Here is a 15,749-nt window from a genome sequence, read left to right as displayed (position 1 = left end):
AGCCACTCCCTCATGCTGCTCGACCCCGGAATGGACCTCACCCTCCGGCCCATGCGCTACCCCGACTTCTACGAGCGCTACCGCGCCGCGATCCGCAACACGTGGACCGTCGAGGAGGTGGACCTGCACAACGACCTCGCCGACCTGGCCAAGATGACGCCGCAGGAGCGGCACCTGATCAACCGGCTGGTCGCCTTCTTCGCCACCGGCGACTCCATCGTCGCCAACAACCTCGTGCTCAACCTCTACCAGCACGTCAACGCCCCCGAGGCGCGCCTGTACCTGAGCAGGCAGCTCTTCGAGGAGGCCGTGCACGTGCAGTTCTACCTGACGCTGCTCGACACGTACCTGCCCGACCCGGACGAGCGGGTCAAGGCGTTCGCCGCGATCGAGCACATCCCGTCGATCCGCGACAAGGCCGAGTTCTGCTTCAAGTGGATCGACTCCATCGAGAGCCTGCGGCGGCTGGAGACCGCCGCCGAACGCCGCCGGTTCCTGCTCAACCTCATCTGCTTCGCCGCCTGCATCGAGGGCCTGTTCTTCTACGGCGCCTTCGCCTACGTGTACTGGTTCCGCTCCCGCGGCCTGCTCAGCGGCCTGGCCACCGGCACGAACTGGGTGTTCCGCGACGAGTCCATGCACATGGAGTTCGCGTTCAGCGTGGTCGACACCGTGCGGGCCGAGGAGCCGTCCCTCTTCGACGACGAGCTGGGCAAGCAGGTGACGCTGATGCTGGAGGAGGCGGTGGCCGCCGAGCTGGCCTTCGCCGAAGATCTTTGCGGCGACGGCATGCCGGGCATGAGCGTCGCCCAGATGCGCCAGTACCTTGAGTACGTCGCCGACCAACGCCTGGTCAGGCTGGGGATGCCGCGGCGTTACGGCTCAGCGAACCCGTTCGCGTTCATGGAGTTGCAGGACGTGCAGGAGCTGGCCAATTTCTTCGAACGGCGTGTCTCTGCGTATCAAGTGGCAGTTGAGGGAAATGTGACCTTTGACGAGACGTTCTAAGACACTTGGGGGGCAAGCGCGTGCAGTCTCCGGCTGACTGGCCGATCCTCGTCATCTCGGTGGTGGGAGCCATCCTCCTGGTGGAGGTGACCAGACGCATCCTCACCAAGGTGGGCCGGAAATGGGCTCTGGCCCGGCATCTGGTGGAGCACTGCACGTGGCCGGCCTTCTCGGTGGCCGCCGTGCTGGCGTTCAACCTCGTGTTCGGGCCGGGCATGTTCGGCGACTCCGCGAGCGAGAAAGCCTTGGCCGGCACCGTCGAACGAGTGCTCGGCCTGGCCAGCATCGCCGCGGTCACCTGGCTGATCGTGCAGGCGGCGTACGCGCTGACGGACGTCATCCTCGACCGGCTCGTGCTGGTCGAGGGCGAACGCAACCGGCGGGCGCGGCGGATCATGACGCAGATCGCGCTCGTCCGCCGCGTCGCCGCCGCGATCATCATCGTGATCGCGGTCGGCGCCATGCTCTTCTCCTTCCCGCAGGTCCGCGCGCTCGGCGCCGGCCTGCTCGCCTCGGCCGGCATCGCCGGCGCCATCGTCGGCATCGCCGCCCAGCCCACGATCGGCAACATGCTCGCCGGCCTGCAACTCGCCTTCAGCGACGCGCTGCGCCTGGACGACGTGGTCGTCGTGGAGAACGAATGGGGCCGCATCGAGGAGCTCACCCTCACGTACGTGGTGGTGCGCCTCTGGGACGAACGCCGCCTCGTACTCCCCGTCTCCTACTTCACCCAGAACCCGTTCGAGAACTGGACCCGCCACGGCAGCCGCGTCCTGGCCGTCTGCCTCCTGCGCGTCGACTGGTCCGTCCCCGTCCCGAAACTTCGCGACGCCCTGTACGAGTTCCTCCAGAACAACCCGCTGTGGGACCAGAAGGACTGGACCCTCCAGGTCACCGACGTGCTGCCGAACGGCCTCGTCGAACTGCGCGCCCTGATGAGCGCCGCCGACTCGCCGTCGTCCTGGGACCTCAAGTGCGACGTACGCGAATTCCTGGTCAATTTCGTCCGCGACAACTACCCCGACTCGCTGCCGCGCTTCCGCGTCGAGACCCCGGAAAGCCGCGTCGGCGCCGGAGATTAATTGGGTGGCACGCCACCCGATCACCGGTTTACCGTGGACATCGTCCAGCAACGACCTTCGAAAGGCGGCGAGGTGCTTACTCCGGTTCTGCCGCGACCCTCCGTCGCCACCCTGCCTGAGCTGCGGCGAAGGCTTTCCGGATAACCCTCTCACGGGTTACCGGAAAGCCGTCTCGAATGCGCATCGAGGCGGCTTTCTTCTTTGTTCGTGAAAACCGAGTGTGGGGCAGCTTGGTCAGCCCGCCTGCCTTGGGAGCAGGAGCACCGCAGGTTCGAATCCTGCCACTCGGACGACGGCCCTGAAAGGAAAGGGCCGCGGGCTACGGCCTGGCCGGCGGGAATGGCGCCCCCCGGCCGGACCCCGCCCCCGCCCCGGGCCGGCCCACGCCAGCCAAGCCCGGGGCCCAAGCCGCTCTGGCCCAACTGGCAGAGGCGCCGTCTTCAGGAGGCGGAGGTTCAGGGTTCGAATCCCTGGAGCGGCACCCCGGCATGTGGGGGCCCAGGAGCCGGCAGGCCGTCCGGAGGCGTTCAGCCGGTCGGAGGCACGATGCCGTACCCGTGGATCTTGCGATAGATCGTGGCCCGCGACATGCCGAGCGACCTGGCCGCCTTGACCTTGTTGCCGTCGTGGTCGATCAGGCTCTGCACGATGGCGTCGCGCTCCATGGCCTCCAGCGGGCTGAGCAACCGGCGGCTGACCGTGCGGCATTCAGGCGGCAGGTCGTTCGGCCTGATCGAGCCGGTGCGCCGGTGCTGGACGATCCGCCGCAACACCTGCCAGAGCTGCTCGGCGTTGCCCGGCCAGCTCGACCGCACGAGAAGCTGCATCGCCTCCGGTGAGCACACCAGGCGGCCGCCCGGCACGAGCTTGCCGAGGAAGAACGGCACCAGCGCGTGGACGTCATCGACGTGGTGGCGCAGCGGCGGGAGCTCGACCGTGCTCGGGAAGAAGCGCAGCAGCTCGGCCAGCTCGCCGTGGTCCTCCCGCCGGCTCAGCGTGACCGCGACCCACAGCGGGTCCGGCCGGTCCGCGGCGGTGGCCGCTCGCACAGCCGCCGACAGCGCGTGCAGCCGCCCGGCGCTGAGCCGGTCGATGTGCCGGATCACCAGGCTGCCCGTACCGCCCAGCAGTTCCCTGCGCGCCGCGGCGGCCCAGCTCCGGTCGGTGGCCTCGGCGGCGTCCAGCACGCAGAAGCGGGCGGCCGGGGTGTGGCGCCGGTGGACGGCCCGCAGGACCGCCAGCTTGCCGACGCCGGGCTCGCCCTCCAGCGCGAGCCACTCACCGGCCGCGTGGACCGCCTCGACCTGGTGGCAGCCGCGTGACCACAGCGCGCCGGAGCCGACCAGGCCCGGCAGGAACATCCGCGGCGGCGTCACGACCTCGCCGTGCGGCCGCTCGCCGAGCTCGACGAGCTTCACGTGCACGACACCGCCGGCCGGGCGGCCCTGGCCACGCACGGGACGGCAGCGCATCTTCGCCTTGAGGCCGCTGGGCAGCTCGACCATGACCACCGCGGCCGGGTGGCGGGTGGCGAGAGCGTCGGCCGCCTGCCCGAGCAGGATCGACTGCTCGCCCGGATCCAGCACCCGCCGGGCGTGGTCGTTCATCATCACGACGTCGTTGCTGATCGCGAAGACGATGCCGGCGGTGCGCCGGCACGCCCGCTGGTACTCCTGCAGCAGCTCCAGATCGCGGAGGTTGCTGTCGGTGAACAGGGCCTGCTGGATCTGGTCGGCGGTGGTCTTGGCCAGCGCCAGCAGCAGTGGGTCGGCGTCCTTGCGCCAGCAGGTCAGATCGACGGCGCCGACGGTCTTCCTGGAGATCGGATGGTGGATCGGCACGCCCGCGCAGGCCAGGTCCTCCAGGTGCTCGGCGTAGTGCTCGTGGCCGAACACGTGCATCGGCCGCCCGCCCTCCAGGGCCGTGCCGATGCCGTTGGTGCCGACGAACTCCTCCGCGTAGCTGAAGCCGGGCGCGAGCTGGACGTGGTCGAGATGCTCGTCGAGAGCGTGGTCGGCCGCCAGCCGGGCCAGCACCAGCCCCGCCGGGTCGGTGAGGATGATGCTGATCGGCTGGCCGTCCAGGTGCTCGCGCAGATGCATGAGCACCGGCAGGGCGCTGCGGCTCAGCGGGGTGTCGAGGTCGGGGTCGCGCATGTAGGTCAGGGCGATGCGATCGGCCGCCACGTTGAGGCGCTGGGATCGCCGCCACGACGCGAGGATGGCGTCGCGTACGTGGCGTGGATCGATGGCTTCCGCGGTCAGGAATCGTTCGCGAACCTTGGCCAGGTCGTCACCGTCACCTGGACGCGTCAGTGCGGGCGGCATGGGGCCCCCTGTTCGCGGGAACGCTCTCGCGGGCGAGGTCGGGCCCCGCGGGAGGGCTTGCGGGTTTACGTCGAGACTTCACCATACGCGCCGCCTGTCCGATACCTGTCTCATATTGAGACCGCCGTGACGCCGCTCACGCCGTTCGATCGAAGCGCTGATCCATCCGTGAGGAGGCCTCCCATGGAGGAGACCTACAACCCCTGGAGCGTCGTCAACCTGGTCTTCCACCATCTGGCCGCCCAGGGCCTGCACCCCGTGCTCGGCGGCGCCGACCCGGGCGGCCCGGCGGCCGAGCTGCTGCGGGCGCTCGGCATCGGGCCGGCGCCGGAGGGGAACCGGCACGTCGCCGAGGGCGTACGCCAGGAGCTGGCCGACCTGAGGACTGCCATGCTGGGCGAGCGCTGAGCGGGACCGCCTCAACTTGAGACCGCCTCAACTTGAGACCGCCTCAACTTGAGACCGCCGGGGCGCCGCTTCCGTGGTCTGATCCGGGCACGGACGTGAGGAGTGAGGCGATGAGTCGCCAGAGCGTGGCCAAGGCCCATCAGAAGATCCAGGAGCTGTCCTGGGAACCGATGTACCACGAGCCGGTGTCGCAGTACGGAACCGACTACACCTTCCGTAAGGCGCAGAAGAAGGACCCGCTCAAGCAGGTGCTCCGGTCGTACTTCCCCATGCAGGAGGAGAAGGACCACCGGGTCTACGGCGCCTCCGACGGCGCGATCCGGGGCAACATGTTCCGCCAGGTGCAGGAGCGCTGGCTGGAGTGGCAGAAGCTGTTCCTCAGCATCATCCCGCTGCCGGAGATCTCGGCCGCGCGGGCGATGCCGCTGCTCTTCCGTACGGTGCCCAACCCTGAGCTGCACAACGGCCAGGCGATCCAGATGATCGACGAGGTCAGGCACTCGACGATCCAGCAGAACCTCAAGCGCCTGTACATGAACAACTACATCGACCCGGCCGGCTTCAACAGCAGCCTGCGCAACTTCCAGAACGACTATTGCGGGACGATCGGCCGCCAGTTCGCCGAGGGCTTCATCACCGGCGACGCCATCACCGCGGCCAGCATCTACCTGACGATCGTGGCGGAGACCGCGTTCACCAACACGCTGTTCGTCGCGATGCCGGCCGAGGCCGCCGCCAACGGCGACTACCTGCTGCCGACGGTGTTCCACTCGGTGCAGTCCGACGAGTCCCGGCACATCAGCAACGGCTACGCGACGTTGCTGATGGCCCTGGCCGACGAGGGCAACCACCAGCTGCTCCAGCGCGACCTGCGCTACGCCTGGTGGAACAACCACCGGGTGGTCGACGCCGCCATCGGCACGTTCATCGAGTACGGCACCAAGGACCGCCGCAAGGACCGCGAGAGCTACGCCGAGATGTGGCGCCGGTGGATCTACGACGACTACTACCGCAGCTATCTCGTGCCGCTGGAGAAGTACGGCCTGGTCATCCCGCACGACCTGATCGAGGAGGCCTGGAACCAGATCTGGAACAAGGGTTACGTGCACGAGGTCGCCCAGTTCTTCGCCACCGGCTGGCTGGCCAACTACTGGCGGATCGACCCGATGACCGACGAGGACTTCGAGTGGTTCGAGCACAAGTACCCCGGCTGGTACGACAGGTACGGCAAGTGGTGGGAGAACTACAACCGCCTCTCGACGCCCAACGGCCACCACCCGATCGTCTTCGAGGACGTCGACTACCAGTACCCGCACCGCTGCTGGACCTGCATGGTGCCCTGCCTGGTCCGCGAGGACATGGTCATGGCCGAGGTCGACGGCCAGTGGCGCACCTACTGTCACGAGGCGTGCCGCTGGACCGACGTCACCGCGTTCCGCCCCACCTACCAGGGCCGGGAGACGCCCAACATGGGCCAGCTCATCGGCTCGCGCGAATGGGAGACGCTCTACCACGGCTGGAACTGGGCCGACGTCGTCACCGACATGGGTTTCGTCCGCGACGACGGCAAGACGATGGTCGCGCAGCCGCATCTGAACCTGGACCCGTCCAAGATGTGGACGCTCGACCACCTGCGCCGCTGCCCGCCGCTGCAGAGCCCGAACGTGCTGCTCAACGAGATGACCCCGGAGGAGCGTGAGGCGTTCCGCGCCGACTACGTGCGCGGCGGCCCCGCGGGACGCCCGGCCCCCAAGACCACGTAGATGGCGGACAAGCACGTCGTCCGGTTCGAGCCGGTCGGCATCGAGATCGAGGTCGGCGAGGACCAGACGGTCCTGCGTGCCGCGGCGGAGCAGGGGCTCATGCTCATGCACGGCTGCAAGGAAGGACAGTGCGCGGCGTGCAAGTCGTTCGTCCTCGACGGCGACGACATCGAGCTCGACCGGTACTCCACCTTCGCCCTGCCCGACTACGAGAAGGAGGAGGGCTTCACGCTCCTGTGCCGGGCGCACGTGTACGAGGACGTCACGATCGAGCTGCTGAACTACGACGAGGAGATGATCCGCTCGGGGCTGCCGATCGTGAACGCGGTGGCCGAGGTCGTCGTCAACGACCCGGTCACCCACGATCTGCGCCACCTCGTGCTGCGGCTCGTCGAGCCCGGGGAGCTCACGTTCTTTCCCGGTCAGTACGTGGACATCGCCGTCCCCGGCACCGGCGCCACCAGGTCGTTCTCGATGGCGAACACCTCCAGCCGCGACGGCGGCCGGCTGGAGTTCGTCATCAAGGTGTACCCGGACGGGCTGTTCTCGCATTTCCTCGACACGCGGGTGGCGGTCGGCGACCGGCTCGACCTGACCGGGCCGTTCGGCGTCTTCACCCTGCGTGAAGGACATGACGAGGATCTGATCTTCGTCGGCGGCGGCGCCGGCCTGGCCCCGATCCTCGCGCTGCTGCGCTCGATGGCCGAGCGCGGCATCCGGCGCAGGGCCACCTTCTACTACGGCGCGCGCCGCCGCCGCGACCTCTGCTTCGAGCGGGAGTTGCGCGCCCTGGAGCACACGCTGCCGGGCTTCCGCTACGTGCCCGCACTGTCCGAGCCCTCGTCCGAGGAGGAGTGGGACGGCGAGGTCGGCCTCATCACCGACGTGCTGGAACGGCACGAGCGTGACCTCAAGGGCGCGCACGCCTACCTGTGCGGGCCGCCGCCCATGGTCGAGGCGGCGATGCCGCTGCTCGCCGCGCTCGGGGTGCCGCAGAAACACATCTACTACGACAAATTCACTACGACCGGGTGAGGGGGACAAACCTTATGACAACCCCGCGAAGCGTGCCGAAGCCGGTCTTCACCGACGCCGAAGCCGGCGCCAAGGAGTTCCCGGACTCCACCTCGCGCCAGTTCACCTACTACACCCCGCAGAAACGCAAGCGCACCCACTACGAGGACGTGACCGTCGAGGTCCAGCCGGACCCCCGGCACTACCTGAGCCAGGGCTGGCTGTACGGGTTCGCCGACGGCCGCGGCGGCTACCCCCTGGACTGGACCGTGCTGAAGGCGTGGGGCCAGGACCGGCCCGAACCCGAGCGGGGACCCGGCTCCGGTGGCAAGGGCTACGACTGGCCGGCACACGGCTGGCACGAGTTCCGCGACCCCAACCAGGAGTGGGAGCTGTCCCTCTACCGCTACAACTCCAACGTGGTGCGCCAGGTCGGCCAGAACATCGAGGCGGCCAGGCAGGCCCAGGCGTTCGAGCAGTGGAACCCCAACTGGGTGCGCTTCGTGGAGAGCCACGTGGGCGCCTGGATGCACGTCGACCACGGGCTCGGCCTCTACCTCTTCGCCAACGCCAACCGCCGCGCGCCCACCAACATGCACAACAACGCCATCTCGGTCAACAGCATGCACCGCATCAGAGCGGCTCAGGATCTCGCCCTGTACAACCTGACGCTGAGCGAGGAGATCGACGGGTTCGACGGCGCCGCGCACCTGGAGGCGTGGAACAACGAGCCGGCCTGGCAGGGCGTACGCGAGACCGCCGAGCGGCTCACCGCCGTGGACGACTGGTGCGAGGCCGTGTTCGCCGCCAACATCGTCTTCGAGCCCCTGGTCGGCGAGCTGTTCCGGAGCCACCTGGTGCAGCAGGCGGCCCCGCGCAACGGCGACTTCGTCACGCCCACGATCGTCGGCGCCGAGGAGTACGACTACGCCGAACGCGACCTGCGTTACACGAAGGTCATGTTCGCCCTGCTGACCGGCGACCGCGAGTTCGCCCGGCACAACATCACGATCATGCAGGAGTGGCTGTCGATCTGGGTGTCGCGCGCCCTCTCGGCCGCCCGCACGCTGCAGCCGCTCTGGTCACAACCCGACGCGAAGGCGCCCCGCTTCGAGGACGGTCTCGACCGGGCCAAGAGCCGCTTCACCGGCATCCTGTCCGAGCTGCACCTGGAGACTCCGAAGGAGCTGACGCAGTGACCACCTTCAAGACGGCGCAAAGCCCCTTCAAGTCCGACAGCACCTCATCCGGCAGATGCGGGTTCACGCTGATGAACAACCAGGTCGGCGTGGTGGTGGCCGAGGTCATGAGCACCAAGCCCGACGTGGTGGTGACGCCGCTGCCCTCGATGATCCGGGTGGACGCGCTGCGGCGGATGGACGTCGTCTACGACGAGATCTCCGAGGCGCTCGGCGAGGAGCCCGGCTACTTCGACAGCGCCGAGTTCGAGGAGAACATGTCCACCCACTACGGCCGGATGATCCACGAGGACGACCGGACCATCATGTTCGCCAATCCCGAGGACGCGGCCGAGTACCTCGGCTTCGACCTGACCGTCACGCCGAGGAGGTGAGCCGTGTACGAGAAGGACGGCGAGAAGTACTTCGTGGTCGACGGCCACATGCACTACTGGAACGCCGCGCCGGACAACTGGGTGCCGGGCGCGGAGCGGTACGCCAAGGGCTGGATCGAGTGCTTCCACGCCTACCAGGGGCTGGCGCCGGCCGAGACCCACTGGCCGATCGAGAAGTTCCAGAAGTACTCGGAAGAGGATCTGATGACGGACCTCTTCCAGGACGGGCACGTGGACGTGGCCGTCTTCCAGCCGACGTACCTGACGGAGTGGTACAAGGAGGGCTTCAACACCACCGAGCGCAACGCGGCGCTCGCCGAGAAGCACCCCGGCAGGTTCGTCGTGAACACCCGCTGGGATCCGCGCGACGGCGAGGACGGCCTCAAGACGCTCGCCCACAACGTCGAGCGCTACGGCTGCAAGGGCGTCAAGCTCTACACCGCCGAGTGGCGCGACGGCTCGCGCGGCTGGACACTGAAGGACCCGGCGGCCTACCGCTACCTGGAACGTTGCGGTGAGCTCGGGATCGTCAACATCCACGTGCACAAGGGCCCGACCATCTGGCCGCTGGACAAGGACGCGTTCGACGTCTCCGACATCGACCGCGCGGCGACCGACTTCCCGGACCTGAACTTCATCGTCGAGCACGTCGGGCTGCCGCGCATCGAGGACTTCTGCTTCATGGCCACCCAGGAGCCCAACGTGTACGCGGGGCTGTCGGTCGTCATCGGCGGCCTCATGCACGCCCGCCCGAAGTTCTTCGCCAAGGTGATGGGCGAGCTGCTGTTCTGGGTCGGCGAGGACAAGATGACCTTCGGCAGCGACTACGGGATCTGGGAGCCCAGGTGGCAGGTCGAGGGGTTCGTCGACTGGGACTACCCGGGTGAGGAGTTCTCCGACTACCCGCGGGTCACCACTGCGACGAAGAAGAAGATCCTCGGGCTGAACGCGGCGAGGCTCTACGGCATCGAGGTGCCGGCCGAGCTCCGGCTCGACGCCCCGCGGGACGTCCCGCCGCTCACGCCGGCATGAGCGCCGGCACGAGCGCTGACGTGAGCGCCGGCATGAGCGCTGACGTGAGCGCCGGCATGAGCGCTGACGTGAGCGCCGGCATGAGCGCTGACGTGAGCGCCGGCACGAGCGCTGACGTGAGCGCTGTGATCGACGGGTCGCGGATCCTGGCCGCGCTGGCGAAGGTCCGCGACCCGGAGCTGGACGAGCCGATCACCGCGCTCGGGTTCGTCGCGTCGTGCGCCGTGTCCGCCGACGGGCACGCCACGGTGCGGCTGCGGCTGCCGACGTACTTCTGCGCGCCCAACTTCGCCTTCCTCATGGTCGCCGACGCCCACGACGTGGTGTCCGCGATGGAGGGCGTGCGCCGGGCCGAGGTGGTCCTCGTGGACCACTTCGCGGCGGAGGCCATCAACGGCGGGGTGGCCGCGCGGGCCGGGTTCGAGCGGTCCTTCCCCGGCGAGGCGACCGGGGAGCTCGACCGGCTGCGCGCCGACTTCCTGCGCAGGGCGGTGCTGGCGGGCACGGACCAGGTGTGCCGCGCCGTGCTCGCCACCGGCACTGAGGCGGCCGGGCCGGCCGCGCTGGCCGGGCTGAGGCTCGGCGACGTGCCGCACTCGCGCGAGCTCGACCGGCTGCGCGACCGGCGCGCCGAGCTGGGCCTGCCCGCAGGGGACGACGCCCCGCTGCTCATCGACCCCGCGACAGGCGAGCCCGTCGGCCCGGACGAGGCCGCCCCGCACCTGCGCCGGGCGCGCACCATGCGGGTCGGCATCGAGGCGAACACCGGCATCTGCCGCGGCATGCTGCGGCACCGCTACCAGGACCAGGGAGAAGGCGAGGAGGAGCGATGAAGGCCGTCCGGCTGCACGACTACCACACGATGCCCGCGGTCGAGGAGGTGCCGGAGCCGGCCGTCGAAGGCCCGCTCGACGTCGTCGTCCGCATCGGCGGCGCCGGGGTGTGCCGTACCGACCTGCACATCGTCGAGGGCCAGTGGGCCGAGGCGATGGGCGTCCCGCTGCCCTACACGCTCGGCCACGAGAACGCCGGCTGGGTGCACGAGGTCGGCTCCGCCGTCACGAGCGTGCGCCCCGGCGACACGGTCATCCTGCACCCGACGCCCACCTGCGGGCTGTGCCGCGCCTGCCGGATCGGGCAGGACATGCACTGCGCCGCCAGTGCCTTTCCCGGGCTGTCCCGCGACGGCGGCATGGCCGGATTCCTGCTCACCTCGGAGCGGGCCTGCGTCAAGCTCGACCCCCGGACGAGGCCCGAGGACGTCGCCGCGCTGGCCGACGCCGGCATCACCGCCTACCACGCGGTCCGCAAGGCGATCCCGCTGCTGTACCCCGGCACGACGTGCGTCCTCATCGGCGCGGGCGGCCTCGGCCACATCGGCATCCAGTGCCTGGCCGCGCTCACCGCGACCAGGATCGTGGTCGTCGACCGCAACCCCGACGCGCTCAAGCTCGCCGAGCAACTCGGCGCGCACACCGGCGTGGTCGCCGACGGCCGGCAGGTCGGCGCGGTCAAGGACCTCACGGACGGCCGGGGCGCCGAGGTCGTGCTCGACTTCGTCGCAGAGCAGGGCGCCGAGCAGGACGGGTTCGCGATGACGGCGCGCGCCGGCTCGTACTTCGTCATCGGGTACGGCGGCACCGTGCACATCCCGACGCTCGACATCATCTCGACCGAGCGCAACGTCGTGGGCAACATCGTCGGCACCTACAACGACCTCGCCGAGCTGATGGTGCTGGCGCAGGCCGGAAAGGTCACCCTGCACACCAGGACGTACCCGCTGGAGGCCGCCGTGGAGGCCCTGCGGGATCTCGACGCGGGCCGGGTCCGCGGCCGCGCCATCCTCGTCCCGTAAGGAGTATCGATGGCCAAGGAACTGCGGTTCGGCCCGGAGGCGCGCACCCTGCTGCAGAGCGGGGTCGACCAGCTCGCCGAGGCGGTGAAGTCGACGCTCGGGCCCAAGGGCCGCAACGTCATCCTGGAGAAGCTCACCGGCTCGCCGGTGGTCACCAACGACGGCGTGACGATCGCGCGGGAGATCCATCTCAAGGACCAGTTCGAGAACATGGGGGCCCAGCTCGTCAAGGAAGCGGCCATCAAGACCAACGACATCGTCGGCGACGGCACGACGACGGCCACCGTGCTCGCCCAGGCCATCGTCAGGGAGGGCATGGCGGCGATCGGCTCCGGCGCCAACCCCGTCCTCGTCAAGCGGGGCATCGACCTGGCCGTCGGCCGGCTCGTCGAGCGGCTCGGCGCCGTCGCCCATCCGGTGAGCACCGAGCGGGACCTCGCGCGGGTGGCCGCGATCTCGGCGAACGACGACGACACGGTCGGCGCGGTGATCGCGAAGGCGCTGGGCACCGTCGGCGACGGCGGCATCGTCACCGTCGAGGAGTCGGCGCGGCACGGGATGAGCGTGGAGTTCGTCGAGGGCTTCGAGTTCGACAACGGCTACCTGTCGCCGTACATGGTGACCGATCCGGCGAGCCTGGAGGCGGTCGTCGCCGACCCGTACATCCTGCTGTGCAGCGAGAAGATCACGAAGGTCCAGGAGCTGATGCCGCTCCTCGACAAGATCATGCGGGCGCCGCGGCCGCTGGTCATCGTCGCCGAGTCGGTCGAGGGCACGGCGCTGGGCATGCTGGTGCACAACCACGTCAACGGGATCTTCCGGTGCGTCGCCGTACGGGCGCCCGGCTTCGGCGACAGGCGGCTGCACAAGCTGGAGGACATCGCCGCGATCACCGGTGGCGCCGTCTACAGCCGGCACTCCGGCTTCACCCTGGAGACCATGACCGTCGGCCAGCTCGGCACCGCGTCCCAGGTGCGGGTCACCGCGGACCGGACCGCCCTCATCGGGGGCGGCGGCGCGCCCGAGGCCGTCGAGTTCCGGCTCACGCAGTTGCGCGCCGAGCTCGGGCGGGCCACGTTCGGCGTGGACGAGGACGTGCTCACCGAGCGGATCGGGGCGCTGTCGGGCAAGGTCGCCGTCATCCGGGTCGGCGCGCCCACCAACGCCGAGCTCAAGGAGCTGCAGCACCGGGTCGAGGACGCCCTGTCGGCGACCCGCGCGGCGATGGCCGAGGGCGTCGTGGCCGGCGGCGGCGCGGCGCTGCTGCACGCCGCGTCCGCGCTGGAGGATCTGGACGTCAAGGACGACTACGCCACCGGCGTGGAGATCGTGCGCCGGGCGCTGCCCGAGCCCGCGTACCTCATCGCCGCCAACGCCGGGTTCTCCGGGCCCGAGGTGATCGCGCGGACGGAGCGGCTCGGCCCCGACGAAGGGTTCGACGCGCTGCGCGAACGGTTCGGCGACATGATCGAGATGGGCATCGTGGATCCGCTGCGGGTCGCCCGCTCCGCGCTGCAGAACGGCGCCTCCGTGGCCGGCCTGCTGCTGACGACGAACACACTCGTCGCCGAGGAGCAGACGCCGTGGGGCGGCAGCCGCGCGCTCATGACCGAGTTCGGGCCACTCGACGAGGGACTCAACCAGCCGTCGCCTGACTCGAGCACCCCGCAGTCGCTCGGGCTCGGGCCATCGGTCGGGTGAGTCATGGGCCCGGTCACCACCGGCCCGCCCGGCTCCCTGCGTCTCCTGCGCTCGCGCGGCCGGGTACGCGGTCCCGTGGCGCTGATGGGGCCCGCGTTCGTCGCGGCGGTCGCCTACATCGACCCGGGCAACTTCGCCACGAACGTCACCGCCGGCGCGAGGTACGGCTACACCCTGGTGTGGGTGATCGTGGTCGCCAACCTGATGGCCATGCTGGTGCAGTACCTGTCGGCGAAGGCCGGCGTGGCCACCGGGCGCGACCTGCCGGAGCTGTGCCGCGAGCACCTGCCGCGGCCGGTGTCGCGCGGGTTGTGGGTGCAGGCGGAGATCATCGCGATGGCCACGGACCTGGCCGAGTTCGTGGGCGCGGCCGTCGGCCTGAACCTGCTGTTCGGGGTGCCGCTGTTCGCCGCCGGGCTGATCACCGCCGTCGTCGCGTTCGCGATCCTCGCCCTGGAACAGCGCGGCTACCGGCGCTTCGAACTGGCCATCGCCGGGCTGCTGCTCATCGTGTTCCTCGGCTTCCTGTACGACCTGGCCGTCGTGGGGGCGGATCCGGCGGGCGTCGCGGGCGGCCTGCTGCCCAGGCTCGCCGGTGACGACAGCCTCCTGCTGGTGGCGGGCATCATCGGCGCCACCGTCATGCCGCACGTCGTCTACCTGCACTCCGCGCTGACGAAGGCCCGCGTGCTCTGCCGCGACGACGCCGAACGCCGCGAGCTGCTCCGTTTCCAGCGGCTCGACGTGGTGATCGGCCTCGGCACCGCCGGCGTGATCAACCTGTCGATGCTGGTGATGGCCGCGTCGCTGTTCAACGGGCGGGGCCGCGCCGACATCGACTCGATCGAGACCGCGCACGCCGGTCTCGGCCAGCTGGTCGGCGGGGCGGCGGCGCTGGCGTTCGCGGTGGCGCTGCTCGCCTCGGGGCTGTCGTCGTCGAGCGTGGGCACCTACGCCGGGCAGGTGGTCATGCAGGGCTTCATCCGCCGCAGCATCCCGCTGTTCCTGCGGCGAGGGCTCACGATGCTCCCGGCGCTGCTGGTGCTCGGGCTGGGCCTGCCGGCCACGGACAGCCTGGTGGTCTCGCAGGTCGTGCTGTCGTTCGGCATCCCGTTCGCGCTGGTGCCGCTGCTGATGCTGACCCGGCGTGCCGACATCATGGGGTCGTTCGTCAACCACCGGGTCACGAACGTGGCGGCCGGCGGCATCGCCGCCATGATCATCGTCTTGAACGTGTACCTGCTCTACGTCACCTTCTTGGCCTAGTGAGTCTCACCACCGGGGCCTCCGAGGAGCCGTGCGCGGTGCAGCCGCTGGTGTACCTGCGCTACGACCTCGGCCTCGACCTTGACAACAGCGCCGGCAGGGGGCCGCACCGGATCAAGCTGCACGCCTGCCACGAGGAGGTGGCGGCCAAGGCGCCCAGGATCACCTCGATCAAGGTGCAGGTGAGTTTCGACGGCGAGAAGACCTGGCAGGCCGGCCGGCAACACCGTCAACCAGACGGTGCACGAGGCGTACGGCGTGCGCTGAGCATCGGGAAGGTGAGCCCCCGAGAGGTTGGCACGCACGACAGGATCACGCTCCGGGACGCATCACCTAGATTTCACCGTAGCCACGGTCCCACTCGGCCCGCTGCTCAGCATCTAGCGGAATAACGGGAAATGATTCCAGAAAGCGATGCGCGAGTTCGATCACGGCGGGTTCCGGCAGGTCCGGAAGTGAATCGAACTCATCCTGCGCAACGTCAAGCGCGAAAGATCCTCCGCCTCCTCCTTCGAGCAGTACTGTGACGGAGCAACGGAAACAGCCTGCAGACTCCTCGTACAGGAATGTAAGGCATAGGCCTGAGATCGATGCGTGATGCTCATTCAGCCAGGCTGGTCGCCCCTGGCCACTCCAATGGCGACCCTTCGCCTGTCGAGCCATGCGCTTGACCTCGTCAACAGTGATGCTCTTGATTTCTCCTCTGCCGAGGACGCCGGC

At 69.4% G+C, this 15,749-nt stretch carries 14 protein-coding genes and 2 tRNA genes; 14 read left to right on the top strand and 2 right to left on the bottom strand.

Annotated elements, in window-relative coordinates; translation table 11 throughout:
• The first annotated feature begins 12 nt into the window (after positions 1–12).
• The 4 genes from FXF51_RS09210 (at position 13) to FXF51_RS09195 (ending at position 2,571) form a co-directional block, all read left to right on the top strand.
• The gene (locus FXF51_RS09210) at positions 13–1,008 is read left to right on the top strand and encodes a ribonucleotide-diphosphate reductase subunit beta (RefSeq protein WP_148433870.1); all 996 of its coding nucleotides are present in this window, start codon (positions 13–15) and stop codon (positions 1,006–1,008) included.
• Between the two features lie 20 nt (positions 1,009–1,028).
• Positions 1,029–2,090, top strand: a complete 1,062-nt coding sequence (locus FXF51_RS09205; protein ID WP_148433869.1) for a mechanosensitive ion channel family protein — start codon at positions 1,029–1,031, stop codon at positions 2,088–2,090.
• A 214-nt stretch (positions 2,091–2,304) separates the two neighbouring features.
• A tRNA-Pro gene (locus FXF51_RS09200) sits at positions 2,305–2,380 on the top strand.
• A 117-nt stretch (positions 2,381–2,497) separates the two neighbouring features.
• Positions 2,498–2,571, top strand: a tRNA-Leu gene (locus FXF51_RS09195).
• Positions 2,572–2,617: 46 nt separating this feature from the next.
• On the opposite strand, the gene FXF51_RS09190 is transcribed toward FXF51_RS09195, so the two are convergent.
• On the bottom strand, positions 2,618–4,417 hold the full coding sequence (locus FXF51_RS09190) for a sigma-54-dependent Fis family transcriptional regulator (RefSeq protein WP_148433868.1): 1,800 nt from the start codon (positions 4,415–4,417) through the stop codon (positions 2,618–2,620).
• 183 nt (positions 4,418–4,600) lie between these two features.
• Between FXF51_RS09190 and FXF51_RS09185 the strand changes: the two genes are divergently transcribed.
• The 10 genes from FXF51_RS09185 to FXF51_RS09140 all read left to right on the top strand — a co-directional run bounded on the left by FXF51_RS09185 (position 4,601) and on the right by FXF51_RS09140 (position 15,029).
• Positions 4,601–4,825 carry a hypothetical protein gene (locus FXF51_RS09185; protein ID WP_148433867.1) on the top strand — a complete coding sequence of 75 codons (225 nt, stop codon included), beginning with the start codon at positions 4,601–4,603 and terminating at the stop codon, positions 4,823–4,825.
• A gap of 110 nt (positions 4,826–4,935) precedes the next feature.
• On the top strand, positions 4,936–6,588 hold the full coding sequence (locus FXF51_RS09180) for a methane monooxygenase (protein ID WP_148433866.1): 1,653 nt from the start codon (positions 4,936–4,938) through the stop codon (positions 6,586–6,588).
• Positions 6,589–7,623 carry an FAD-binding oxidoreductase gene (locus tag FXF51_RS09175; RefSeq protein WP_148433865.1) on the top strand — a complete coding sequence of 345 codons (1,035 nt, stop codon included), beginning with the start codon at positions 6,589–6,591 and terminating at the stop codon, positions 7,621–7,623.
• Between the two features lie 14 nt (positions 7,624–7,637).
• Entirely contained in the window at positions 7,638–8,801 is a 1,164-nt protein-coding gene (locus FXF51_RS09170; RefSeq protein ID WP_148433864.1) for a toluene hydroxylase, read from the top strand.
• Complete coding sequence (gene mimD, locus FXF51_RS09165; RefSeq protein WP_148433863.1) at positions 8,798–9,175, top strand: propane 2-monooxygenase effector subunit MimD; 378 nt, start codon at positions 8,798–8,800, stop codon at positions 9,173–9,175. The genes FXF51_RS09170 and mimD overlap by 4 nt, the downstream gene beginning before the upstream one ends.
• A gap of 3 nt (positions 9,176–9,178) precedes the next feature.
• Positions 9,179–10,207, top strand: a complete 1,029-nt coding sequence (locus FXF51_RS09160; protein WP_148433862.1) for an amidohydrolase family protein — start codon at positions 9,179–9,181, stop codon at positions 10,205–10,207.
• A 32-nt stretch (positions 10,208–10,239) separates the two neighbouring features.
• Entirely contained in the window at positions 10,240–11,040 is an 801-nt protein-coding gene (locus tag FXF51_RS09155; RefSeq protein ID WP_222871207.1) for an iron-sulfur cluster assembly protein, read from the top strand.
• Entirely contained in the window at positions 11,037–12,062 is a 1,026-nt protein-coding gene (locus FXF51_RS09150; RefSeq protein ID WP_148433861.1) for an NAD(P)-dependent alcohol dehydrogenase, read from the top strand. The genes FXF51_RS09155 and FXF51_RS09150 overlap by 4 nt, the downstream gene beginning before the upstream one ends.
• A gap of 9 nt (positions 12,063–12,071) precedes the next feature.
• The gene (groL, locus tag FXF51_RS09145; RefSeq protein WP_148433860.1) at positions 12,072–13,763 is read left to right on the top strand and encodes a chaperonin GroEL; all 1,692 of its coding nucleotides are present in this window, start codon (positions 12,072–12,074) and stop codon (positions 13,761–13,763) included.
• Positions 13,764–13,766: 3 nt separating this feature from the next.
• Complete coding sequence (locus FXF51_RS09140) at positions 13,767–15,029, top strand: Nramp family divalent metal transporter (RefSeq protein WP_148433859.1); 1,263 nt, start codon at positions 13,767–13,769, stop codon at positions 15,027–15,029.
• Between the two features lie 333 nt (positions 15,030–15,362).
• Here the strand turns inward: FXF51_RS09140 and FXF51_RS61820 are convergent.
• Positions 15,363–15,749 (bottom strand): hypothetical protein (locus FXF51_RS61820; protein ID WP_222871206.1); only part of this gene is annotated, 387 nt, incomplete at its 5' end.

The organism is Nonomuraea sp. PA05 (assembly GCF_008086045.1).
Lineage (GTDB): Bacteria > Actinomycetota > Actinomycetes > Streptosporangiales > Streptosporangiaceae > Nonomuraea > Nonomuraea monospora.
The sequence above is the reverse complement of the archived record's forward strand: the minus strand, read 5'-3'. Positions and strand labels throughout refer to the sequence as shown.